Below are 24,537 nucleotides of genomic sequence, written 5' to 3' on the forward strand. Positions count from 1 at the left end.
CCATGACCCAGCCCAGTCAGCCGAACCGGGCCGGCCGGCCGGACCCCGCACCCCGGCAGGCCGCCGCCTCGGAGACGAAGCTCGTCGACGCCCTCCGCACCTCGCTCAAGGAGACCGAGCGGCTGCGCGAACAGAACCGCAGACTGTCCGGCGCCCTGCGCGAACCGCTGGCCATCGTCGGCATGGCCTGCCGCTACCCCGGCGGCGTCCGCTCCCCGGAGGACCTGTGGCGGCTGGTCAGCGAGGAGACCGACGCCATAGCGGAGTTCCCCGAGGACCGGGGCTGGAACGTCGACGCCCTGTACGCCCCCGACCCGGACTCCGACGCCGACTCCGACCCCGGGAACGACGGCACCTCCACCACCCGCCACGGCGGATTCCTCTACGACGCCGCCCACTTCGACGCCGCCTTCTTCGGCGTGGCACCGCGCGACGCCCCCGCCCTCGACCCGCAGCAGCGGCTGCTGCTGGAGACGTCGTGGGAGGCGCTCGAACACGCCCGGATGGACCCGCGCGCCCTCCGGGGCAGCAGGACGGGTGTGTTCGCCGGCGTCATGTACCACGACTACGTCAACAGCTACGGCAGCGGCAGCGTCGTGTCGGGCCGCGTCGCCTACGCGCTCGGGCTGGAGGGCCCGGCGGTCTCGGTGGACACGGCGTGCTCGTCCTCGCTCGTCGCCCTGCACCTGGCCGGCCAGGCGCTGCGCAACGGCGAGTGCTCGCTCGCCCTGGCGGCCGGCGTCACGGTGATGGCCACCCCGGGCACGTACGTCGACTTCAGCCGCCAGCGCGGACTGTCCCCCGACGGCCGGTGCAAGTCCTTCGCCGAGGCGGCGGACGGCACCGGGTTCTCGGAGGGCGTGGGCGTGCTGGTGCTGGAACGGCTGTCGGACGCGCGGCGGAACGGGCACCGGGTTCTGGCGGTCGTGCGGGGCTCGGCCGTCAACCAGGACGGCGCCAGCAACGGACTGACGGCGCCGAACGGTCCCGCGCAGCAGCGCGTGATCCGTGCGGCCCTGGCGAACGCGCGGCTGTCGGCGGAACAGGTGGACGCGGTGGAGGCGCACGGCACCGGCACGGTGCTGGGCGACCCGATCGAGGCCCAGGCGCTCCTGGCGACCTACGGCAAGGACCGTCCGGCGGAACGGCCGCTGTGGCTCGGGTCGGTGAAGTCCAACCTGGGCCACACGCAGGCGGCGGCGGGTGTCGCGGGGATCATCAAGATGGTCATGGCGATGCGCAACGGCGTCCTGCCCAAAACCCTGCACGTCGATGCGCCGTCGTCGAAGGTGGACTGGACGGCGGGCGCGGTGGAACTCCTCACCGAAGCCCGGCCGTGGACGTCGGACAGGGCCCGCCGCGCGGCGGTGTCGTCCTTCGGGATCAGCGGGACGAACGCCCACGTGATCCTGGAGGAAGCCCCGCGGGAGCCCGCCGCCCCCGCCCCGGAGCCGTCCACAGGGCCGGTGCTCTGGCCGCTCTCCGCCACCAGCGCGCAGGCCCTGCGCGCCCAGGCCCGCCTCCTGCTGGAGGCGCTCCCGGACGACGACGGCCTCGCGTCGATCGGCTTCTCCCTGGCCACCACGCGCACCCACTTCGACCACCGCGCCGTCGTCACCGGCCGCACCCGCACCGAACTCGTCACGGCCCTGACCGCCCTCACCGACGGCACGTCCGCCCCCGGCCTCACCCAGGGCACGGCCCGCACCACCGGCAGAACCGCCTTCCTGTTCACCGGGCAGGGCGCACAACGGCTTGGGATGGGTCGGGAGCTGTACGAGACGTTCCCGGTGTTCGCGAAGGCACTGGACGAGGTGTGCGTGCATCTCGACGAGCCGTTGAAGGACGTCCTCTTCGGGGAGGACGTCGATCTGCTGAATCGTACGGAGTACGCGCAGCCGGCGCTGTTCGCTGTTGAGACGGCACTGTTCCGGCTGGTGGAGTCCTGGGGTGTGCGGCCGGACGTGCTGGCCGGGCACTCCATCGGAGAGATCGCGGCAGCACACGTCGCCGGAGTGCTGTCGTTGGCGGACGCGTGCACGCTGGTGGCCGCACGCGGCCGGCTGATGCAAGCCCTCCCCGACGGCGGTGTCATGGCCGCCCTTCAGGCCACCGAGACCGAAGCCCTCACCCTCCTCGGTAACGCCCAGGACGCGGCCATCGCCGCCATCAACGGCCCCCGCGCGGTCGTCATCTCCGGCGCGCAAGCAACGGTCACAGCGATCGTGGACACCCTGCGCGAGCAAGGCCGCAAGACCTCGATGCTCAAGGTCTCCCACGCCTTCCACTCACCCCTCATGGAGCCGATGCTGGAGGACTTCCGCACGGTCGTCGCGGGCCTGTCCTTCACCGAGCCCCGCATCCCCATCGTCTCCACCGTCACCGGAGTGGCAGCAACAGCCGAGGAGTTGACGAGCGTCGAGTACTGGGTGGAGCACGTCCGCCGCCCCGTCCGCTTCGCCGACGCCGTGCGGGCCGCGGTGGCGCGTGGTGCCGTCCGGTTCGTGGAGATCGGTCCCGACGCGGTGCTGGCGGGCATGGTGGAGGCGTGCCTGCAACCGGACGAGGCCGAGCGGGCGGTGATCGTGCCGTTGCTGCGCAAGGGGCGGGACGAAGCCCCGGCGGTGGTCGCGGGCGTGGGTCGGCTGCACACCGCCGGTGTCCCGGTGGACTGGGCGGCGTTCCACGAGGGCAGCGGTGCGCGGGTTGTGGACCTGCCGACCTACGCGTTCCAGCACCGCCGCTACTGGATCGACTCGCCCGCCCTCTTCGGACTCGGACTCGGCCTCGGCGGCGGCTCCGGATCCGGCCCCGCCGGACAGGACACCGCGGCCATCCTCGAACCCCGGCACGACCCGGCCGCCCCCGAGCGGCTGCGCGCCCGGCTGGCCGAACTCCCCGACGTGGAGCGGGAGAAGGTGCTCACCGAGGTGGTCGTGGAACACGTCGCCCTCGTGCTGGGGCATGGTTCGGTGGCCGAGGTGGACCCGGAGCGAGGGTTCCTGGAGGCGGGTGTCGACTCGTTGTCCGCCGCCGAACTGCGCCGGGCACTGAGCCGGGCGACCGGCCTGGACATCGACCCCGCCGCGGTGTTCGACCTCGGCACCCCGGCCCGGCTCGCCGCACACCTGCGGACCGCGCTGGACGCCGACCCCGCGCTCCCCGACGGCGCGCTGCGCCCCGGCCAGGACGTGCCCGCCGCGGCCGGCCCGGCGGAGACGCTGAGCGGGCTGTTCCGGGCGGCGGTCCGGGAAGGGAAGATGGCGGCGGGCACCGCCCTGCTGAACGCCGCGGCCGACCTGCGCCCCTCCTTCCGTACCGCCGCCGAGGCGCGGGGGGTGCGCGAACCGGTGACCCTGGCCCGCGGCTCCCGGGGCCCGGCCCTGGTCTGCTTCCCGTCGCCGATGGCCCTCGCCGGGCCCCAGCAGTACGCGCGGCTCGCCGCGCGCTTCCGCGGTGTGCGGGACGTGCACGTGGTGAACTCGCCGGGCTTCGCGGCCGGCGAGCCGCTGCCCGCTTCCGTGGACGCCGCCGTCGACCATTTCGCGTACAGCGTGCGGGAGTTGGCGGGCGACGAGCCGTTCGTCCTGGTGGGCTACTCGTCGGGCGGGCAGTTCGCGCACGCCACGGCGGGCCGGCTGGAGGCCGAGGGCCTCCGGCCCGCCGGGATCGTGCTGCTGGACACCTACCTGCCCACCGACGACGGGGGAAGCGGCGCCGACGGCGGCGACGCGCTGTGGGCCGGAATGCTGGACGGCATGCTGGAACGCGAGGACGCCTTCGGGACGTTCACCGCCGACCGGCTCTCGGCGATGGGCCGCTACAGCCTCTTCATCACCCGGTGCGCTCCCGGGCCCGTGGCGGCTCCCGTGCTGTTCGTCCGGCCGACGGAGCCCTTCCCCGGCCGGGCGGAGGCCGGCGGAGGGGAGCCGGCACCCGCCGCCGGCGCGTCCGACTGGCGTTCCTCCTGGCCCGCCGCGCACACCCTGCGCGAGGTCCCCGGCAACCACTTCACCGTCCTCGAAGGCGCGGCGGCGACGACGGCCGAGGCCGTCGAGGCGTGGGTGGCGGCGCTGGAGGGGAACGACGGCGGGCGCTGAGCGGCACGGCGCCCCCGTCTCGTCGGCGGGTCCCGGCCCCGGCGCTGCCCGACGGGCACGCCGGGGCCTCTCGGCGTACGTCTCCCCACCTTTCCTGATACTTCGTCACCTCCCGCCCCCTTTTGTGACCAATGCCACGATTGCCGGACCCTGTCACCGGAAAAGCAATCATGGGGGGCGTATACACAGACACTTTCGCGCAACGGTTACGAGAGCCGGACGCGGGTCTTTTCCCCTGTACCAGCGATATTCGTCGCGCATTCGACCGCCACCGGAATGGCCGGGAATGCCCGGTCGCCCGGTGGCGGGCCGTCGGATGCGTCCGCACCGCGCCGGACGCGTGCTACGCTCCGGCGCCAGGCCAAGGATGCGATCTCATCAACGAGTTGATATCGGGGCATGTGACCCCCGTGAGAATTCGTCCGGGTACCGCGCGGGCCGGTGGGAGGGACCTCGGACACGTGCCGCGAGGGGGCGTCGCGCTCATGGAGAAGGAGCCCCCCAAGCCCCGCTACACCATCGCCGTGATCAGCGCTCCGGACGAGGCCCACACCCGGCCGATGCTGCCCATCGTGCGCGAACTGCGCCGCCGGGAGCACCGGATCACCTATGTCACCACCATGGAGTTCGCCGAGCGGGCCGCCACCGCCGGCGTGCACGTCCTGGTGCCCGAGTCCCGGCCCGAGTACGGGCCCTACGGCGAGGCGCGGGACCCGGCCACGGCGCTCGACCTCTCCAGCGTCGAGGAGACCCTCGACTGCGCGGAGGAGATCCACGCCGAACTCGCCGACGACGTCCCCGACCTCGTGCTGTACGAGTCCTCCACCCGCGTCGTCGCCCGCCTGCTCACCTGCCGCTGGAACCGGCCCGGCGTACAGGTCTACCCCTCGTTCGCCTGGGACGACGGGCGGGGTCCCGACGCGCCGGTGCCCGAGGGGCGGTCGTCCGAGGAGTGCCTGGCGCGGCTGCCCGACGGGCTGCGAAGACGGCTGGCCCGGTTCCTGGCCTACGCCGAGCACGCCGGGGCGCCGCCGCAGGACTTCTACACCCGGGCCGAGCCGCTGTCCATCGCCCTGATGCCGCGGGCGTTCCAGAGCGGCGGCGACCTCTTCGACGGCCGGGTGGCGTTCGTCGGGCCGTGCATCCCCGAACGCCGGATCGACGAGCGCTGGATGCCCGCGGCGAACGGGCTGCCCGTGGTGTTCCTCGCCCTGGACCCGGCGTTACTCCACCGGGAGCCGGACTACCTCCGGGAGTGCGTGACGGCGCTGGGGCGCCGGCCGCTGCACCTGGTCGTCACCACCGGCGGCGCGGACGAACCCGCTTGGGCGCGGGGCGCGTTACCGCCGAACGTGGAGGTGCACGCCCGGGTGCCGCGCTCGGTGGTGCTGCGCCGGGCCGCCGCGTACGTCTGCCACCCGGACGCCGGCAACGTCATGGAAGCCCTGTACTTCAACACCCCGCTGGTCGCCGTGCCGACGACCGCGTCGGAACGGGCGGTGGCGGACCGCGTGGCGGAACTCGGCCTCGGCGTACGGCTGCCGCCGGAGGCCGCCGGTCCCGAACGGCTCGTGGAGGCCGTTCGGACCCTCCTCGACGACGCCGGCACCCGGCACCGGGTACGCGGGCTCCAGCGCGAGGCGCGCCGGGCGGGCGGCGCACGCCGGGCCGCGGACGAGATCGAACGCTATCTGGAGTGGATCTACGAGCCGTAGCGGCGGACCGACCGGCCGGTGCGGTCCGCGGGGACGCGGTCGGGGCCGGCGCACCGGAGCCGGGCCGCTCAGGCGGACTCGGCGTCCGGTGCGCGCAGGCCCAGCCGGGCGGCCAGGTCTCTCCGCCGGCTGACGTCCAGCTTGCGGTAGACCCGGGTGAGGTGCTGCTCGACGGTGCTGACGGTGATGAACAGCTTCCGGCCGATCGCCCGGTTGGTCACGCCCGCCGCGGCGAGTTCGGCGACGCGCCGCTCGGCGTCGCTCAGCACCTCCGCGGCGGGAGGTCTCCGCTCCTCGGGCGCACCGGCCGGCCGCCCGGCCGCGTCCGACGGTGCGTCCGACGGTGCGTCCGGCACCGCGTCCGACGGTGCGTCCGACGGTGCGACCGGCGCCACGGCCGCCGGCGCGGCCGGTGCCGGCCGGACGACGCCGCCGGGGCGCGCCCACTCCGCGGGCACCTGGCAGGACGCCATCATCTCGGCGGCCCGCCGTCCCGCGTCCGCGGCCTCCTCGCGGGCGCCCAGCGCCTCGTGGGCGTCCCGGAGATCGGCCAGCGCCCGGGCGAGTTCGAAGCGGCCGGTGTCCGGCCGCAGCAGGTCCACGGCCTGGCGCAGCAGCCCCGGCCGGTCCTCCGGCGCCCCGGTGGCGGCCAGCAGCCGCAGGGTCGCCCCCCGGGTGCGGGGCTGCCCGGTGCCCGGCCGGGTCAGCTGCTCCTCGACGAGGGCCCGGGCCCTGGTCTTGAGCCCCAGGGCCAGCGCGGCCTCGGCGGCCCCGGCGCGCCAGGGGATCAGCGCGGGCAGGTCGAGCCTCCAGGCGGTCGCCAGCCGGCCGCAGCTCTCGAAGTCGGTGAGCGCCGCCGCCGGCCGGCCCGTCGCCAGGTGGAAGTGGCCGCGCGCGTTGAGGTAGTGCAGGCCGTAGCGGGCCTCGAACATGGTGTCCGGCACGGGCTGCCGGATGTACCGCACCGCCTCGTCGTACCGTCCCATCATGGTCGTGGCGAGGATCAGCACGGCGAGCGGGCTGCCGATGGCGACGCCCCAGGCCGACGCCGGGAGCCGGGCCAGCGCGGCCTCGCCGTGCCGCACGGCCGTGGCCATGTCGCCCTGCCGGAACGCCGCGTCCGCGCGCATCGTGGCGAACACCACCTGCCACATCGGCGCCTCGTGCTGCTCGGCCTCCTTGAGCAGCTCGTCGCTCCACGCGGCGGCCTTGTCCGGATGGTCGGCGCAGAGCAGGGTCAGCAGCGCGGCGTGCAGCGACTCCAGGGTGGCGCCGCCCAGGACGACGCTGTGCAGAATGGCCTCCGCACGGGCCGCGGCCGCCTCGCCGGCGCCGTCCGCGAGCAGCCGGTAGAGCACGCTGACGGCGTGCCGGCCGAACGGGCGCGCCGCGTCCGGGCCGGTCGGCGGCGCGGTGGCCAGGGCGCCGCCGGAGGACGTCATCAGCGACGGGTGCGAGTACGCCATCCAGGTCGTGAGGGCCGCCAGTTCCTCCGATTCCTCGGGGTCGGCCGCGGCGCCGTACGCCTTCCACAGCGCCAGCGCCTCCCGGGCCTCCCGATACCTGCCGTGCCAGAGCAGACCGCGGGTCAGCAGCCCCGCGTCATGGCCGTTCAGATGCCCGGCCCGCAGTGCCTCCCACAGCAGTTCCACGTGCCGCATGGCCTTGAGGGGCGACTTCTGCCACTCGATGCGCATCCGGTCCGCGGTGAGGGCGGCGAGCTGGCGGCGGTCCGCGCAGTCCTTCAGCGCCAGGTCGAGGTAGGCGCAGGCCGTCCCCCTCCGGCCGGCGGCGAGGGCGCCGCGGGCGGCCTCCCGCAGGATGTTGATCATCCATGCCTCGGGGGCCCGCTCCGCCGCGCGCAGCTGCTCGGCGACGGGACCCGGCGGCGCCCCGGCGTGGTGCAGCGCGGCCGCCACCCGCAGGTGCAGGTCGTGCCGGGCGTCCGGCGGCGTCTCCGCCAGGACGGCCGTGCGGGCCGCCGGATGCCGGAAGTCCTCCGGGCCGAGCAGCCCGGTGGCGGCCAGCGAGGCGATGGCGTGCTCCACCGTGGACGTGTTCATCCCGAGGGCGTGGCCGATCAGGGCCGGCGAACCGGCCGTGCCCAGCGCCGCCACCGCCCGCGCCACCGCGAGCGCCGACGGCTCCGCGAGGTAGAGGCAGTCGGTCAGCGCGGTGCGGAAGGCCGCCTCCGAGGCCGTCGGCGTCGTCGACGGCTCGGCGGCCGGTTCGCCGCCCGGGCGGTGGGCGGCCTCGTGGTCGTCCAGCAGGGCGGTCAGGAACAGCGGGCTGCCGCCGGAGGCCGCGTGGTACGCCTCGGTGAGCTCCCGCGCCTTCGCCGGACCGAGCCGGCCCTCGATCAGGGAGTGGACCCCCGAGCGGGTGAGCAGGTCCAGCCGTATCTTGCGGCAGTTCGGCTGGCGGAACAGCTCGGCGTGGAAGACGGGATGGGGCGAGCGCACCGTGGACAGCTCCGCGAGCAGGAGCAGCACGCGCGAGGTCTTCATCCGGCGCTGGAGGAACAGCAGCATCTGCAGGGACGGACCGTCGGCGTACTGGAGGTCGTCGATGCCCACCACGACCGGGCCGCGGTCGCTCAGCTCCAGCAGGATCGACCGCAGCCCGTTGGCCACTTCGACGTTCGGCTGGTTCATCGTCCCCGGGCCGGCGTCCGGCCCCCGGGAGCCGGCCGGTTCGCCGGCCAGCAGCGCGGTCGCCCGGCGCCGGAGCTCCGCCGGCAGCGTCTCGCACCGGAACAGCTGGTCCATCACGCCCAGCGGCAGTCCGGACTCGGCGCGGGACGCCACGGCGGTCAACAGGAGGGCACCGGACCTCTCCGCCTCTTTACAGAACGTTTGCAGGAGATGGGTCTTTCCGCTGCCCGCCGGACCGCTCACCAGAGCGACGCTTCCGCGCCCCGCTCCCGCTTCCGTGAGTAACCCCCCGAGCGCCGCCAACTCCGTCTTGCGTTCGGCGTAATCCGGACTGCGCAGCACATCCATATTCCCCCCAGCGCGCGACCATACCTGGGCCATGAGCCGTAAACATAGCAACCCAGTTCGGTTGATTGCGGTCACCCTGGGCGTGGCGTGACGGAACCTGCGATTCCGCCCCCTGTTCGCGCAACAACCTTATAGAAGTGTTCAGTTGACGAATATTCGATTGGCTGAAATCGAGCGTCGAGAAGTGAAGCAACCCTTTGCCCGTGCGGCCGGACGGCGTCGATTCTCCGGTGAGGGACGTTGTGCGCGTTGTGCTCATCACAGGGCAGGTCGCCCATGCGATGATTTCCGGCCATTTCGATCATCTCTCTGTCACTCTTCCGTCACTCCTCCCTCACCCCTCCGCGCGCGCCGAACCGCACACCCCCGGGACACGAGGAGCCTCGTGGGACCGGAGGGAATGACGAAGCGTCACCTAAGGTTGAGTGATCATTCGCCCGCATCTCGTCGGGACGCCCCGGACAGTCGGACAGGGAGAGCACGTGCCAGCGGATCACGACGCCGCAGCGGACACCGCCGCCGTCGAGGCGGCCGTGCAGGAGGGCAGGCTCCGGCGGGACCTCGGCTTCTGGGCCCTCACCGCCATCGGTTTCTCCAACATCGTCGGCTCCGGCTGGCTCTTCGCGGCGATGTACGCGGCCCGCACCGCCGGACCCGCCTCGCTGCTCACCTGGGTGGGCGCCGGTGTGCTGTGCGGACTCGTCGCCCTGGTGATGATCGAGCTCGGCGCGTCGCGGCCCGAGGGCGGCGGTACGGTCCGCTGGCCGCTGTACGCCGGCGGGCGCCTCGTCGGGACGCTGATCGGCTGGTCCGTCCTGCTGTCGGTGGGCGGCACCGCCGCCGAGATCAGCGCCATCATGCAGTACGCCGACCACTACCTGCCCGACCTCTACCACGGCCATGTGCTCACCCCCACCGGCCTCGCGCTCGCCGTCGGCCTGAGCGTGCTGCTGACGGCGCTGAACTGGTTCGCGGTCCGCCTGTTCGCACGGCTGAACAACCTCGTCTCCCTCTTCAAGATCGCCGTGCCGGTCGTCACCGTCGTCGCCCTGTTCGCCTCCGGCTGGCACTCCGGACGCCTCACCGACCACGGCGGTTTCGCCCCCTACGGCTACGCCGCCTGCCTCTCCGCCCTCGCCGGCGGCGGCATCGTCTACTCGGTCAACGGCTTCCAGGCGGCCCTCGACTTCTCCGGCGAGGCCCGCGACCCCCGCCGCACCATCCCGGCCTCCGTCCTCACCGGCATCGGCCTGGCGCTGCTGATGTACCTGGCGCTCCAGTTCGCCTTCCTCTTCACCGTCCCCGAGAGCCTCCTGGGCCACGGCTGGCAGGGAGTCGACCTGGAATCGCCGTTCGGCCAGCTCGCCCTGATCCTCAACCTGCACTGGCTGTCCAGCCTGCTCTACGCCGACGCGGTGCTCTCGCCCGGTGGCTCGGCGTACGTCGGCGTGGCCCTCAACGCCCGCCACACCTACGCCCTCGCCAAGAACCGCACCCTGCCCCGGACTTTCATGCGGGTGGACCGCCGGTCCGGCATCCCGCACCGGGCGCTGGCCCTGAACCTCGTGGTGATCGTCGTCTTCCTGCTGCCCTTCGGGGAGTGGCAGCGGATCGTCAGCATCATGGGCGACATGTACCTGCTGATCTACGCGGCCTCGGCCGTGGCGGTCGCCGTCTTCCGCGCCGACCCCGGCACCCCCATGGCGGGCTGGGTGCCGGGTCTGCGCTGGATCGCTCCCGTCAGCTTCGTCGTGGCCACCGAGTTCGTGTACTGGTCGGGCTGGCACGACCTGCGGCTGGCGCTGCCCGTCGTGCTGGCCGGACTGCTGATCTTCCTCGGGATGCGGCGCTCCGCCGCCGACGGACCGCTCGCCGCCGAACTGCGCGAGGGCGCCTGGCTGGTGTGCTACCTGACGGTGCTGACCCTGCTGTCCTGGCTGGGCACCTTCAAGGGCACGGGCCGCCTGCCCGCCCCCTACGACTCCCTCGCCGTCGCCCTCTTCGCGTTCGGCGTCTTCCACTGGGCCGTACGCTCGGGTGTCCGGTACCGGGCGACGGCGCGGGTAGAGGCTCCGTGACGGACCCGGGCGCCCGTCGGCCCGCCGGCGCCCGGTCGACGTGACGAGGGCGGCCCCTCCGCGAGCCGAGGCGGCGCGCCCGTGCGGCGCCGTCACCGGCCCCGGCCGGCCCGCGCCCTCACCGCGGCCCACCGCGCCCCGCCCGCGGCCCGGCCCGGGCCCGCGACCGGCAGGCGATGTACGGCCGCACCGGACGCACTGGCGATCTCGCCCCGGCGGCCGGAATCGTCCGCCGCAGGCCGCGGTGATCACGGCAGAGACTCCGTCGTGGCAAATCCGACATTTGCTGCGGTAATACCCTGACGAGTCGTCAGGCGCCGCCCCCGCCTGCCGATGTGAACCTCTGAGGGGATGGAAAAATGGACGTTCATTCATTATGTTCGGGCCATGCAGAACCAGGCGAGCCGCACGGCCGAGCATGTAGCGCTATTCCGGGCATTGGAGTCGTCCAGGCGAAGGAACCGGCTCTTCGTCGACTCATACGCGATGAAGTTCCTTCCTGCCGGATACCGGTGGCTTGTCCGACTCGCCAGACTTCCACCCGTGGGCCACTACATCGAGGGCCGCATCGACAAGCACTGGCCCGCAGGTCCACGCGCCTCTGCGGTCGTCCGCACAAGACTCATCGACGACCTGCTGACCGAAGCCCTGAACCAGGGCGCGCACCAGGTGGTACTGCTGGGGGCCGGATACGACAGCCGGGCCTACCGGATCCCCGGCATGGCGAACGTGAAGGTGTTCGAGGTCGACCACCCCGCGACGCAGGCCACCAAACAGCGATTGATCTGCGCGCATGTCCGTCCCGATCGGCGCACCCATGTGCGCTTCGTGCCCGTCGACCTGGTGCACGACGATCTTGATGCGGCACTACAGCAAGCGGGCTTCGTGCCCATGGAGCGCACCGTGGTCATCTGGGAGGGAGTGACGAACTACCTCACCGCCCAGGCCGTGGACACCACACTGCGCTACCTGTCGGCGACGACCGGCCGCGGCAGCCGGATCATTTTCACCTACGTCGACCGCGCCGCTCTGGACGGCAGCGGCACCTACAGCGGAGTCGAGGAATGGCACGCCGTGGTCCGCGAGGCAGACGAACCATGGACGTTCGGCTTCCACCCCTCCGAACTGCCCGAATACCTCGCCGAACGCAGGCTGGAACTGACGGTGGACCTGTCCGCGCATGACGCTGCCACCCGCTACCTCAACCCGCTGGGCCGGGACGAACCGGCCGCCTTCTTCTACCGCATCGCGCAAGCGGAGGTGCTCTAGATGCCCAAGGTCAGCGACGCCCACCTGCAAGCCCGCAGACGCGAAATCCTTGACGCCGCCGCGACCTGCTTCGCCCGCGACGGCTTCCACCGCACTTCCATGCAGGACATCGTCCGCGAATCCGGAATCAGCGCCGGCCTGATCTACCGGTACTTCGCCGGCAAGGACGACATGATCGCAGCGATCGTCACCGAGTGGCACGAACATCGGGCGACACTCATCGACGCCGCCCGCGGAGCCGAACAGGCGCCGGATGCCGACCGACTGTTTTCCGTCTACCTGGATCTGCTGCGATCCGTCGGCCGACCCGAAACGGCCCAAGACCTCCACCTGGGCCTGCAGGTCTGGGCCGAAACGATCCGCACGCCCCGCATCCGCGAGCTGGCCCGCCACGGTGTGGACGGCCCCCGTGCCGCCGCTGCCGAGACAATCCGCTCGGCGGCACAGCACGGCAAACTGCCCACCCATCTCGACGCTGACGCGTTCGCCCGCATCCTCATCGCGGTCTACCAAGGACTCATGCTGCAAACCGCGTGGGACGACACCGTCGACAACGAGGCATTCGTACGCGCCGTCGAAACGACACTCACCGCCCTCACACGCCGCTGACGCGGTCCGATTCGAGGACCGGACCCGAGCAACCAAGCGTCGTGGGCCCAGGGCAGGGGCCCACACGCCTGCGGGCGGCGCGGGTCGTACACCCCGCGGGCGCGGGCCCGGCCGATCACCTCCGGGAGGAACGCGCGGTCGCCGCGGCCGTGCACGGTCGGGGGCAGGCGGACGACGGCCGAGCGGACGCCGCGCCCGGCCAGGGCGAGCACCGCGTTCTCCGCCGACGTCCGGTGGGTGCCCGGAGCGGCCGGGTTCTCTTCCGTCGCGAGCGGCCCCGACGCCGCGTGTGCGGGGGAGCTGCAGGCGGGGGCGGGTGCGGGTGTGGGGTGAAAGCCGGGGGCGGGTCAGGGGCGGTGCCTGGTCCTGTGCCGGGCGTGGTGCCGGGTCTCGTGCCGTGTGCGCTGCCCGCTTCCTTGCCGGGCGTCGTGTCGGGCTCCCTATAAGGCGTGGGGTCCGATCGGACGCGGGCGGGGTCGCGTGGGCATGGGTTCGGTTCCCGGGCTTGTGGGTGAGTGAGGGGCCGCCCCCGCGCCGGGCGCGGAACACGGAACCCGGACGAGTCGCGGTCCGCCCCCGGCGCACCGCCCGGAATCCGGCTCCGCCAAGTAGCGCTCGGGGGACACCGCGTGAGCCGGAGGGGCCGCGGATGTGAGCCCGCCCATGAGACCCGCGTCACCTACGGTGCCGGGCCGTATCCGGCCGCCGCGCCGCCGCCCGCCAATGCCCCGGAGCGCTTGCGTCCGGAGGGGCTCCGACCTGCGAAAGAGGGCCGTAGAAGCGGTCTTTGCCAGGGGATTCCACCGCCGCTAAGAATGGGTGGACCGCACGGCGCCGTCCGACCGAGAACGGCGCTTTTCTCTGCGCCGGTCCAGGCCCGTGCGGTTTCCCGATGCGAAAGGTTCATTCCTTCTCATGCGTTCCACCCACTCCGGCTATACCCGTCTGACCAAGGCCCACAAGTTCTCCGCCGCGGCGCTGACCGCCGCCGGTGCCGCCGCTGTCGCGTTCGGTGCGGCCTCGCACGCGGTGGCCGCCCCGGCGCCGGTGAAGCCGGTCGCCTGGAGCGCGGAGGCTTTCGGTCAGGCGCAGGACGCCGAGCGGAAGGACGCCGCCGACAAGGCGGCCGAGCAGGCCCGGGCCGAGGCCGCCGCGGCCAAGCACACCGCCAAGACCAAGGCCGAGGCGGACGCGAAGGCGAAGGCCGACGCGAAGGCGAAGGCGGATGCCAAGGCCAAGGCCGACAAGGACCGCGCCGAGAAGCAGGCCGCGAACCGTTCCACCACCCGCAAGCCGCTGAGCAAGCCCGCCGCTCCGGCCGCTCCGGCGCCGAAGGCGTACGGCAATGACCTGGAGGGCTGGATCGCCCAGGCGCTGGACATCATGAAGGCCAAGGGCATCCCGGCTTCCTATGACGGTGTGAAGCGGAACATCATGCGGGAGTCGACCGGTAACCCGCACGCGATCAACGACTGGGACGTCAACGCCGTCAATGGTGTGCCGTCGAAGGGTCTGCTGCAGATCATCGACCCGACGTTCAAGGCGTACCACGTCGAGGGCACGTCCTGGGACATCTACGACCCGGTGGCCAACATCGTCGCGTCCTGCAATTACGCGGCCGACAAGTACGGCTCGATGGACAACGTGAACTCCGCCTACTGACCGGCGGAACCACACGACAGCCGTGGGCGGCGTCCCCTCCGGACGCCGCCCACGGCTGCTGTCGTCGTCAGTCCCGGAGGGCGGCGAACACGCCGGGCTCGTACGAGCCGCCCGGCCTGCGCAGGATCACCCCGAACCGGTTGGCCGCGTTGATCATGGCGACGAGCCCGACCAGCGCCGCGACCTGGTCGTCGGCGTAGTGCTCGCGCACCCGCGCCCAGGTCTCGTCGGACACGCCCTGACGGGCGTCGGCGAGCCGGGTGCCCTCCTCCGCGAGCGCCAGCGCGGCCCGCTCGGCGTCCGTGAACACGGTGGACTCGCGCCAGGCGGCGACCAGACCGAGCCGGAGCGCGGACTCGCCCGAGGCCGCCGCCTCCTTGGCATGGGCGTCGACGCAGAAGCCGCAGCCGTTGATCTGGCTGGCCCGCAGGCAGACCAGTTCCCGGAGGGACTTGGGCAGCGCCGGCTCGATCGCCGCGGTGACCGCGGCGGTCCGCTTACCGATCCTCGTGCCGGTCTCGGTGGCGAACAGGTCGAAACGGGGTTCCATCAGAGCGTCCTCCTCGTGAGTCGGGGGCACCGCGCACAGCGTCGACGCGGTGTCCTTGCGCCCACCGGACGCCGCCCGCCGGGGGCCGACGCCGAGGACGTCGTGCAGGAGACCTGGCTGCGCTGGGCGGACGTCGACCTCGACACGGTGCGCGAGCGGCGCGCGTACCTCGTGCGGATCACCACCCGCCAGGCGCTGACGCGGCTGCGGACCCTGCGCCGGCGCCGGAAGTCCTACGTTGGCCCCTGGCTACCGGAACCGCTGCTCACCACGCCGGACGTGGCCGAGGACGCCGAACTCGCCGACAGCGTCTCGATGGCGATGCTGCTGGTCCTGGAGACGCTCACCCCCACGGAACGGGCGGTGTTCGTGCTGCGCGAGGTGTTCGACGTCGCGTACGACGAGATCGCCGAGGCCGTCGGCAGGAGCCCGGCCGCGGTCCGCCAGACCGCGCACCGGGCCCGCGCGCACGTCGCGGCGCGCCGCCCGCGCGGCGCCGTCTCCCCGGCCGAGACCCGGGACGCCCTCGCGGCGTTCCGGCGGGCCGTCGCGACCGGCGACCTGAACGCGCTGCTCGGCGTCCTCGCCCCGGACGTCGTCCTGCTGACGGCCGGCGGCGGTGTCGTACGGGCCGCGACGGCCCCCGTCGTCGGGGCCGGGGCGGTGGCCCGGGTGCTGGCCCGGATCCCCGCCGCGGCGTCCCTGCGCCCGGTGTGGGCCAACGGCTTCCCCGCCCTGGTGGTGCGGCTCGACGGCGCGGTCGACACCGTGCTGGCGGCGCGGTGCGACGACGGCCTCGTCACCGGCCTCTACGCCGTGCGCAACCCCGGCAAACTGACCCGCCTCGAACAGGAGACCGTCGTGACCCGCTGATCCCGGCCGCCGGTTTCCGGTCGCCGCCCCGGGCGCAGTAATCGAGAAGGGGAGCCGAGGAGCAGCGGAGGGGGCGGACGGCATGACGGTGATCGCCGGGCTCGTACACAACGGGCGGGTGCACTTGGGCGGGGATTCGGCCGGGGTCGCCGGCCTCCGGATCACCGTCCGCCGGGATCCGAAGATCTTCCGGAACGGCCCTTACGTCATGGGCTTCACCACCAGTTTCCGCATGGGCCAATTGCTGCACCACGCGTTCCGCGCCCCCAAACCGGCCGGCGACCTGGACCGCTTCATGACGACCGTCTTCGTCGACAAGCTGCGCAAATGCCTGAAGGACGGCGGCTGGGCGCGCAAGGACGCGGAACAGGAATCCGCCGGCACGTTCCTCGTCGGCATAAACGGCCGCCTGTTCGCCGTCTACGGCGACTACCAGATAGCCGAACCGGCCGACGGGTACGCCGCCGTGGGCTGCGGCGAGGGATTCGCGCTGGGCGCCCTGCACGCCACGGCGGACCTCGACCTGAAGCCGCGCAAACGCCTGGAACTGGCCCTGTCGGCCGCCGACCACCACAGCGCCGGCGTCTCGGCCCCCTTCACCTACGTGGCCACCCGCAGGCAACCCACCTGATCGGAGGCGACCCGGCCGCACTAGGCTGACGGAAAGCGACGACAACGCCGCGTTCCCCGCCCCTCCCGCCGAGGCCGAACAGGAATTCCCGAGTGCCGAGCATGTACTGGATCACCGAAGAGGAAGAGTACGTCTACTGGAATTCCCGGGAGAGCTCGAGCCTTTGGGCGCTCCTCGCTGACTGGTCGGAAAGCGAGGACGAGGAGGAATGGGAGCGGCACGTCCCACTGTTCTCCGACATCGTCTCCCGGTGGTGCCGGAAGGGGTACATCGACGTGTACGAGGGGCCGGAGCCGCCCGCCTGGATGGACGGCCGGCGGATTACCGGTGCCGAACTCGACCGGCTGCTCGCGGACCCGGCCGCGTGGAGGTACCGGGAGCACCCGGACTCCGTCTTCGGCCTCGCCCTCGGCGAGAACGTCCGGGAGATCGCGGAGCCGCCGGAGGAACCGGAGGCACTGGCGGCGCCCGCGCGCTGACCTGCCCCGCACACCCGTCCGTACCGCCGTCCCCGGCCACGCCCTCTGTTCACCGCCCGCCCGCGACGGCAGATTGGGGACGGCCGGCAAACGATCAGCACCCAAGGTGAGGTGAGCGGAGTGCAGCGACACGACGAGGCGACGCGGCGCTACTACGAGACCCGTGACGTGGACGCCTTCTACGACGCCGTCTGGGGCGGCGAGGACATCCACACCGGCAGTTACGAACGGGAGGGGGAGCCCGTCGCCGACGCGTCGCGGCGGACCGTGGAGCGGCTTGCGGTGTACCTCGCCGACCGGCTGGGGCCCGGGCGGCGGGCGCTGGACCTCGGGTCCGGGTACGGGGGCACCGCCCGCTACCTGGCCCGGCGGTTCGGGTGCCGGGTCGTCGCCCTCAACCTCAGCGAGGCGCAGAACGCGCGGCACCGCGAGACCAACACCGAGCGCGGCCTGGACGGTCTCGTCGACGTCGTCACCGGCTCGTTCCACGACGTGCCCTACGGCGACGGCGAGTTCGACGCCGTCTGCTCGCTGGAGGCGCTCTGCCACAGCGACGACCGCGCCCGCGCGCTGGCCGAGGCGGCGCGCGTCCTGGCGCCCGGCGGCGCCCTGGCCTTCACCGACGTCATGGCCGCCGACGGCACCCCCGACGACGCCCTGCGGCCCGTCGTCGCCCGGCTCGGCGTCGACGCGCTGGCCACGCCGTCGTTCTACCGGGAGCGGCTGACGGCACTCGGCCTGGAGGACGTCGGTTTCGACGACCACAGCGAACAACTGGTGCGCCACTACGTCCGGCTGACCGAGGAGACCGAATCCCGGAAGGACACCCTCCGGGACCTCATCAGCCCCGACTACCTCCAGGGTCTCCTCCGCAACCTGCCGCTGTGGGTGGACGCGGCCCGGAGCGGCCGTCTGCGCTGGGGCATCTTCCACGCGCGGCGCTCGACGGCGTGACCGATTCCGCCGCCCCGGCTCACTGGACGGCCCCGGCACGCCTCCGCCAGGATGCCGCCGGGGGCCGGACACCACCGCGGCGCCCCGGACACGCGCGAAGGGGTTCGATCCGATGCGAAGAGTTCTCCGCGGCCTGGTCGCCGGGGCCGCCGCCACCCTCGCGGTGACGGCCGTGCCCGCCACCACCACGGCACAGGAGCGCCACGAGCCCAAGGCGCCACCGCAGTTCGTCGCCCTTCGGGACGTCGATCCGACCATCCTGCAGGAGATGCGCTACCGCACCCGCCACAACTTCACCGGCGAGCGGATCGACGGCTACCGGCAGCCCCTGTGCGTCGTGACACGCGACACGGCCGCCGCGCTGCGCCGGGCACAGCGGACGTTCCTCCGGCAGGGGTACTCCCTCAAGGTCTACGACTGCTACCGGCCGCAGCGCGCCGTCGACCACTTCGTCCGCTGGGCCAAGGACCTCGACGACCAGCGGATGAAGGCGGAGTTCTATCCGCGCGTCGACAAGACGCGGCTCTTCGACGACGGCTACATCGCGGCCAAGTCCGGCCACAGCAGGGGCAGTACGGTCGACCTGACCCTCGTCCGGCTGCCCGCGCTCCCCACCCGCCCGTACCACCCCGGCGAACCGCTGAAGCCCTGCTACGGCCCGCAGCGCGACCGCTTCCCCGACAACTCCCTGGACATGGGCACCGGGTTCGACTGCTTCGACACCCTGTCGCACACCCTCGACCCGCGCGTCGTCGGCGCACAGCGCGCCAACCGGCTGCTGCTCAAGAACGGCCTGGAGAAGGCCGGTTTCCGCAACCTTCCGGAAGAGTGGTGGCACTACACGTACCAGCCGGAGACGTTCCCGGACACGTACTTCGACTTCCCGGTCACCCGACGCTCACTCCGGCCGGGCCGCTAGCCGCTCCGGTACGGCAGCCGGCCCCGGGACCGGGGCGACCCGCGGCTTCGCCGCCTTCGTGGGCCGGACGGAACAGCGGCCTCCTACCGAGCGGACACCGGCTCCCCCCAGCAGGTACAGCGCCGTCCGCCCGGCGTGGGGCCCCTGGCACCGTACGACGTGCCCGTCACCCGGTCGCGCCCGGGCCCTGACGCCCCGTCGGCCCGGCGCCCGGGTGGGGGAGGCCCCACCCGCCGTCCGGGGGCCTCCACCAGTGAGCCGGACCGCGCGGGTGCTTAGCGTGAGAGGCGGCGCGGCCGTCGAGACCGGCCGGTGCCGGAACGCCCGACGTTCATGCCCGAACGCCCAACGTTCATGGCGGAACGCCCGCGCAGGGCGCAACGCCCCGCTCATGGTGAAGGAGACGCGATGACACCCTTGCGCAGAGCCGCCGCCGCGCTGACGGCCGCCGCCTGCCTGGCCGCCCTGCCCGCCGTCGCGGAGGCCGGCACCGGTACGGGTGCCGGCGACGACGCCGGTACGTCCGCCGGGCTCGCCCGCTACCAGCACCAGCGGCCGGACTGGAAAAGCTGCCTCCAGGGTCCCGACGACGAGACGGGCCGGGCACTGGAACGGGCCGGCGCCCGCTGCGCCACGATCTCCGTACCCCTGGACTACTCCGACCCCGGCGGGCGCACCATCACCCTCGCCGTCTCCCGCATCAAGGCCACCGACACCGCCCACCGGGTCGGAGCGCTCCTCGTCAACAACGGCGGCCCCGGCGGCCCGTCGCTCGGCCTCGCCGCCGGCATCCGCCAGGTCATGAAGGACGTCGGGGAACGCTACGACGTCGTCGGCATGGACCCCCGCTTCGTCGGCCGCAGCACCCCGCTGGACTGCCACTGGCCCACCGGCACCTGGCTCCGCTCCGCCGGCTCGGACCGCCGGAGCTTCGACCGGCAGGCCGCGTTCCAGCGCGACCTGGCCGAGCGCTGCGGCCGGGCGGCCGGCGACGTCCTGCCGTACGTCACCACCCGCGACACCGCCCGCGACATGGACGTCGTCCGCGCCGTCCTCGGCGAACGCCGGATCTCCTACCTGGGCTACTCCTACGGCACCTACCTCGGCACCGTCTACACCCAGCTGTTCCCCGGCCGCACCGACCGGGTCGTCCTCGACGGCGCCATCGACCCGCGCGCCTACAGCCCCCGGCTGCTGGCCACGGCGATCGACGCCAACGAGCGCGCCCTGGAACACTGGGCCGACTGGACGGCCCGCCGCGACGCCCGGTACGGGCTCGGCCGCACCCGCGCCCAGGTCCTCGCCACGATCGACGGCATCGTCCGCACGGCCGCCCACCGCCCGCTCGCCCTGCGCGCCGAGGCGCGGACGTACCGGGTGGACGACACCGTCGTCCCGTCCCTCCTCTTCGGCGCCCTGGCCGACGACCGCGACCCCAACCGCGCCGACCTCGCCGACGCGGTCGCCACGCTCCACCGGGCCGCCCGCGGCGGCACCGTCGAGGCGTCCGGGCAGCTGGCCGACATCCTCGCCGCCACCCTGAGCGACGCCGCCTCCGCGTCGGGCAGCGTCCAGGCGGCGATCCTGTGCGGCGACGTCGCCGCGCCGCGCGACCCCGAGACGTACCGCCGCGCCGTCGAGGACTCCCGCGCCGCACACCCCCTCTTCGGCCCGCTCGCCCACAACACCAACCCCTGCGCCTTCTGGCCGCGGGCGCCGCGTGAACGTCCCACCGAGGTCCACGCCGACGCCCCCGCCCTGATCGTCGCCGCCACCGGCGACCCGCGCACCCCGTACGCCGGCGGCCAGGCCCTGCACGGCCTGCTGCCGTCCTCCCGCCTCGTGACCGTCGAGGGGGCGGACCACCACGGCCTCTACGGCGAGTACGGCAACGCGTGCGTCGACGGGCGGGTGAACGCCTACCTCGCCACCGGCCGCCTCCCGGCGACGGACGCGACCTGCCCGAAGTAGCACCGGCCGCCGCACTCGCCGCACCATTGCGGGCCACCCGCTCCGCACGGCACCCTGAGGGACCCATGGAGACAGGTACGCTCACCGTTCCCGGCGCCGAGATCCACTACGAGGTACGCGGAGCGGGCCCGCCCCTCCTCCTGCTCAACGGCGGCGACGGCGACGCCGCCATGTTCGGCCCGCTGGCCCGCCTGATGGCCGAACACCACACCGTCGTCACCTTCGACCCGCGCGGCAACTCCCGCAGCCGCCTCACGGCCCCGCCCCGGGAGCAGACGATCGAGGAGCGCGGCCGCGACGCCCACCTGCTGCTGGACGCGGTCGCCCCCGGGCAGGCGGCGTACGTCTTCGGCACCAGCTACGGCGGCATGACGGGCATGGACCTGCTGGCCCGCCATCCGGGCCGGGTACGGGCACTGGTCGCCCACGACCCGTTCGTCGTCGACCTGCTGCCCGACGCCGACCGCTGGCACGCCCTCTTCCGCGAGCTCCACGCCCTCCACCGGCGTGAGGGGCCGCGCCCGGCGCTGCGGCGGCTCTGCGAGGAGATCGGCCTTGAGGACGTACCCGAGCCGGACGAGGCGCTGCCCCCGCCCGCGCGGGAGATGCTGAGCCGTGTCGAGGCCAACGGCGCGGTCTGCCTGGAGTACGAACTCCGCTCCTTCACCCGCTTCCGCCCGGACCTCGAGGCGCTGCGCGCGGGCCGGTGCACCCTGGTGACGGGGGAGGAGCGGCCCGGCGCGCTCACCCACCGCACGACGGCGACCCTGGCCGAGCGACTGGGCACCCGGGTCACGGAGTTCCCGGGCGGACACGTGGGCTACCTGACGCACCCGGCGGAGTTCGCCGCGGCGCTGCGGGAAGCCTTCGCCGACTGACGCCGGATCAGGCGGCGGGGCGGGGGACCTCCCTACAGGCCGGCTCCCCGCGCCTTGCCGCCTCCCCGGCGATGCGGCACCCTGGCGGCCCACGCCCCGCCCCCGACACCGGGACCGCCCCGGGGAAGGACGCCCGGCATGGCCCCCCACGCCCAGGACGCACCCCTGTCCGCCGACCCCGTGCCCCTGCACCGGCTCGCCGTCCCGGCCGCCTGCCCGCCGCCCTTCGCGATGGGCTCCTTCGACGCCCTCGGCCCGGAATCCCGTGCCGGGTACCCCCACCGGCACACCTTCTACGAGATCGCCTACGTCACCGCCGGGACCGGCACCCACGTCGTCGACGTCGTACGCCACCCGCTGCGCCCTCCCCACCTGTGCGTCATCCTCCCCGGCCAGGTGCACTACTGGGACCGCGCCGTCGGCCTCAGCGGCGTCCTCCTGCTGTTCACCGAGGACTTCCTGCTGTCCCGACCCGACGACCGGCGCCTGCTGCGCGCCCTGGGGGAGCGGCGGGTGCCGCGCCTGCCCACCGGGCCGGACGGCGGCGACACGGCCGGGATCGGTTCCCTGGTGCGGGCCATGGAACGGGAGTTCACGGCCCGCGCCGACGGCTACGCCTCCGTCCTGGAGGCGTACCTGCACATCCTGCTCGTCCGTGCCCTGCGGCTGCCGGGGGAGCGAAGACCCGAGGCGGACGCGGGCCGGTCCGCCGAGGTCGCCAGGGAGTTCGGCGCGCTGGTCACCGAGACCGCGGGGGCCGAGGGCGCGGTCCGCGCCTACGCCGACCGGCTCGGCGTCTCCGTCGGCTACCTCATCGAGTCCGTCAAACAGGCCACCGGCCGGACACCCGGCGAACTCGTCCGGGCCGCCCGCGCCCTGGAGGCGAAACGGTTGCTCACCGGCTCCGGCCTGACCGTCGCCCAGATCGCCCGGCGCGTGGGATTCGGCGATCCCGCCTACTTCTGCCGCTTCTTCCGGCGGGAGACCGGCGTCAGCCCCGGCGACTTCCGCCGGTCCGCGGGCGGGTGCCCGCCGGACAGGGCGCGGGAGAGGACACCGGACAGGACACCGGAGAGGACACCGGAGAGGACACCGGAGTAAACACCACGTTCGCCGAACGGAGTGCATCGATCCGCCCCGCCCACCGCCCTAGGTTCCTCAGCGCACAGGCGAACTCCTGCGGCGCACGCCCCCATTCCCACCCCGAGGAGGCGGAACCATGGCGGACGACACCCTGCCCACCGGCGGGACGACCGGCGCGAACGGCCACGACCCCCACGTCCCCGGACACGGCGACGACACGACGGAACGGCGGCACATCAGCCGCAAGACCGTGCTCAAGGCGGCCCTCCTCGCCGTACCCCTGCCCGCCCTGCTGGGCGGCGGCGTGGCGCTGGCCCGCGACCACCGGCCCGCCGACGCGCCCCTGCCCCCCACCCCGTACTGCGACGACGGCGACGAGCCCACCCCGCCCCAGATAGAAGGCCCCTACTTCAAGCCGAGCTCACCCGAGCGCTCCTCCCTGCTCGAACCGGGTATGCGCGGCACCCGCCTCACGGTCGCCGGCTTCGTCTTCGGCCCGACCTGCCGGCCCGTCGCCCACGCCCTGCTGGACTTCTGGCAGGCCGACAACGCCGGCGCCTACGACAACCGCGGCTACCGGCTTCGGGGCCACCAATACACCGACGAGCGGGGGGCGTTCACCCTCACGACCATCGTCCCCGGCCTCTACCCCGGCCGCACCCGCCACCTCCACGTCAAGGTCCAGGCGCCGGGCGGCCCCCTCCTCACGACCCAGCTCTACTTCCCCGGCGAACCCCGCAACCAGACCGACTCCCTCTTCGACCCGCGGCTGCTGATGACGGTCCGTCAGGCAGGACCCGCGAAGGAGGCCGCCTTCGACTTCGTCGTCAACCCCGGCGTGCCCGGCGCGGCGCGCGGACGCTGACCGCGCCACCGGCCGGCGGGGCGCGCCGTACATCGGCGGCGGCACGCCCCGCCGGCCCGTCCCGCGCCGGACCGCCGACGGCTCGGGAGGCAAGCGACGCGGGGGGTGAGGGCGGGACTGCGTCAGGCCCCGGCTCCGCGGGCCCCGCCCGGCAGCGGGGTGATCGACGTGATCGCGGCGTCGAGGAGGGCCTGGACCCGGCCGCCCGTGAACCTCGTGGGCGCGATGGGGAACATCGTCATCCAGCCGTCGGCGATGGCGGCCAGCTGGTCGGCGAGCAGGTCGGCGGGGATGTCGTCGCGGACGGTGCCCTGTGCCTGCCCGGCCGTCAGGAGCGAGGCGAGCGGGTCGCGGTGGCGGGCGTGGCGCTGCTCGATGACGGCGGCGAAGGCCGGTTCGTACCGTGCGTGGACGAGCAGTTGGGACATCACGGGCCAGAACTCGGGGTCGCCGGTGGCGCGGGACAGCCACCGTTCCAGGACCGCCCTGATGCCGGGCCCGTCCCGGCCGGGCTCCAGCATGGCGTCGAAGCCGTCGAACCGGCTCCGGGTCACCGCGGCGACCAACTCGTCCTTGTTCGCGAAGCAGTACGTCACCGTCCCGGTGGTGCATCCCGCGCGCTGGGCCACCTGGCGCGGGGAGGTGCTGGCGTAGCCCTCCCGCGCGATCACCGAGGCCGCCGCCTCCAGGAGATCGGCCCGTCTCGCTTCGTGGTCGCCCGTCGGCCGCCCGCGCCGCCTGGCCGACCCGCCTGGCCGACCCGCCTCCGTCACCGGCGGTCGCCGGGCGGGTCGGATTCTCGGGCATCCTGCGATTTTGCCACCCCATTAACGTAACGCTCGTTGTGCACATTGGTCCGCACCGACGGAACCACCGCGAGACACGCCCCCGATGCCGCC

General features: G+C 73.5%; 17 protein-coding genes and 1 pseudogene. 15 read left to right on the plus strand and 3 right to left on the minus strand.

All coding sequences use genetic code 11. The features are described 5' to 3' along the window. Nucleotides 1-2 precede the first annotated feature (2 nt). Nucleotides 3-4,100, plus strand: coding sequence for a type I polyketide synthase (locus tag J7W19_RS32160; RefSeq protein WP_004952219.1), 4,098 nt, complete (start codon nt 3-5; stop codon nt 4,098-4,100). 485 nt (nt 4,101-4,585) lie between these two features. Next, nucleotides 4,586-5,815 carry a macrolide family glycosyltransferase gene (locus J7W19_RS32165; RefSeq protein WP_004952221.1) on the plus strand — a complete coding sequence of 410 codons (1,230 nt, stop codon included), beginning with the start codon at nt 4,586-4,588 and terminating at the stop codon, nt 5,813-5,815. A 68-nt stretch (nt 5,816-5,883) separates the two neighbouring features. On the opposite strand, the gene J7W19_RS32170 is transcribed toward J7W19_RS32165, so the two are convergent. Beyond that, complete coding sequence (locus J7W19_RS32170) at nt 5,884-8,850, minus strand: helix-turn-helix transcriptional regulator (RefSeq protein ID WP_078588220.1); 2,967 nt, start codon at nt 8,848-8,850, stop codon at nt 5,884-5,886. Between the two features lie 449 nt (nt 8,851-9,299). Here J7W19_RS32170 and J7W19_RS32175 point away from each other — a divergent pair, with 449 nt between their 5' ends. The 4 genes from J7W19_RS32175 to J7W19_RS32190 all read left to right on the plus strand — a co-directional run bounded on the left by J7W19_RS32175 (nt 9,300) and on the right by J7W19_RS32190 (nt 14,435). Next, the gene (locus J7W19_RS32175; protein ID WP_004952227.1) at nt 9,300-10,895 is read left to right on the plus strand and encodes an APC family permease; all 1,596 of its coding nucleotides are present in this window, start codon (nt 9,300-9,302) and stop codon (nt 10,893-10,895) included. 387 nt (nt 10,896-11,282) lie between these two features. Continuing rightward, nucleotides 11,283-12,164, plus strand: a complete 882-nt coding sequence (locus J7W19_RS32180) for a class I SAM-dependent methyltransferase (protein ID WP_040892021.1) — start codon at nt 11,283-11,285, stop codon at nt 12,162-12,164. Next, a complete protein-coding gene (locus tag J7W19_RS32185; protein ID WP_004952231.1) occupies nt 12,165-12,773 on the plus strand; it encodes a TetR/AcrR family transcriptional regulator in 609 nt (202 codons plus the stop codon). It begins immediately after the preceding gene. Nucleotides 12,774-13,688: 915 nt separating this feature from the next. Further along, on the plus strand, nt 13,689-14,435 hold the full coding sequence (locus J7W19_RS32190) for a transglycosylase SLT domain-containing protein (RefSeq protein ID WP_210455423.1): 747 nt from the start codon (nt 13,689-13,691) through the stop codon (nt 14,433-14,435). A gap of 67 nt (nt 14,436-14,502) precedes the next feature. On the opposite strand, the gene J7W19_RS33315 is transcribed toward J7W19_RS32190, so the two are convergent. Continuing rightward, nucleotides 14,503-14,985: a carboxymuconolactone decarboxylase family protein gene (locus J7W19_RS33315; protein WP_004955090.1), complete on the minus strand. Its 483-nt coding sequence runs from the start codon at nt 14,983-14,985 to the stop codon at nt 14,503-14,505. Nucleotides 14,986-15,069: 84 nt separating this feature from the next. Here J7W19_RS33315 and J7W19_RS32195 point away from each other — a divergent pair. The 9 genes and pseudogenes from J7W19_RS32195 to J7W19_RS32235 all read left to right on the plus strand — a co-directional run. After that, nucleotides 15,070-15,858, plus strand: a pseudogene (locus J7W19_RS32195) (sigma-70 family RNA polymerase sigma factor); the annotation flags it as partial. Nucleotides 15,859-15,940: 82 nt separating this feature from the next. Continuing rightward, nucleotides 15,941-16,489 carry a hypothetical protein gene (locus tag J7W19_RS32200; protein WP_004955097.1) on the plus strand — a complete coding sequence of 183 codons (549 nt, stop codon included), beginning with the start codon at nt 15,941-15,943 and terminating at the stop codon, nt 16,487-16,489. 92 nt (nt 16,490-16,581) lie between these two features. Beyond that, nucleotides 16,582-16,968, plus strand: coding sequence for a hypothetical protein (locus J7W19_RS32205; RefSeq protein ID WP_004955100.1), 387 nt, complete (start codon nt 16,582-16,584; stop codon nt 16,966-16,968). A 120-nt stretch (nt 16,969-17,088) separates the two neighbouring features. Then, nucleotides 17,089-17,922, plus strand: a complete 834-nt coding sequence (locus J7W19_RS32210) for an SAM-dependent methyltransferase (protein WP_004955102.1) — start codon at nt 17,089-17,091, stop codon at nt 17,920-17,922. Between the two features lie 112 nt (nt 17,923-18,034). Beyond that, nucleotides 18,035-18,841 (plus strand): M15 family metallopeptidase, encoded by an 807-nt coding sequence (locus tag J7W19_RS32215; protein ID WP_004955107.1) that lies wholly within the window; start codon nt 18,035-18,037, stop codon nt 18,839-18,841. Nucleotides 18,842-19,249: 408 nt separating this feature from the next. Then, entirely contained in the window at nt 19,250-20,812 is a 1,563-nt protein-coding gene (locus J7W19_RS32220) for an alpha/beta hydrolase (protein ID WP_004955113.1), read from the plus strand. A gap of 65 nt (nt 20,813-20,877) precedes the next feature. Then, nucleotides 20,878-21,690, plus strand: a complete 813-nt coding sequence (locus J7W19_RS32225; RefSeq protein ID WP_004955117.1) for an alpha/beta fold hydrolase — start codon at nt 20,878-20,880, stop codon at nt 21,688-21,690. Nucleotides 21,691-21,828: 138 nt separating this feature from the next. Beyond that, nucleotides 21,829-22,791 carry a helix-turn-helix domain-containing protein gene (locus J7W19_RS32230; protein WP_004955121.1) on the plus strand — a complete coding sequence of 321 codons (963 nt, stop codon included), beginning with the start codon at nt 21,829-21,831 and terminating at the stop codon, nt 22,789-22,791. Nucleotides 22,792-22,909: 118 nt separating this feature from the next. Next, a complete protein-coding gene (locus J7W19_RS32235) occupies nt 22,910-23,638 on the plus strand; it encodes a dioxygenase family protein (RefSeq protein ID WP_004955123.1) in 729 nt (242 codons plus the stop codon). A 122-nt stretch (nt 23,639-23,760) separates the two neighbouring features. Here J7W19_RS32235 and J7W19_RS32240 read toward each other — a convergent pair whose 3' ends face one another. Then, nucleotides 23,761-24,411 (minus strand): TetR/AcrR family transcriptional regulator, encoded by a 651-nt coding sequence (locus J7W19_RS32240; RefSeq protein ID WP_051072791.1) that lies wholly within the window; start codon nt 24,409-24,411, stop codon nt 23,761-23,763. Nucleotides 24,412-24,537 lie beyond the last annotated feature (126 nt).

This window comes from Streptomyces mobaraensis NBRC 13819 = DSM 40847 (assembly GCF_017916255.1).
In the GTDB taxonomy this organism is placed as follows: domain Bacteria; phylum Actinomycetota; class Actinomycetes; order Streptomycetales; family Streptomycetaceae; genus Streptomyces; species Streptomyces mobaraensis.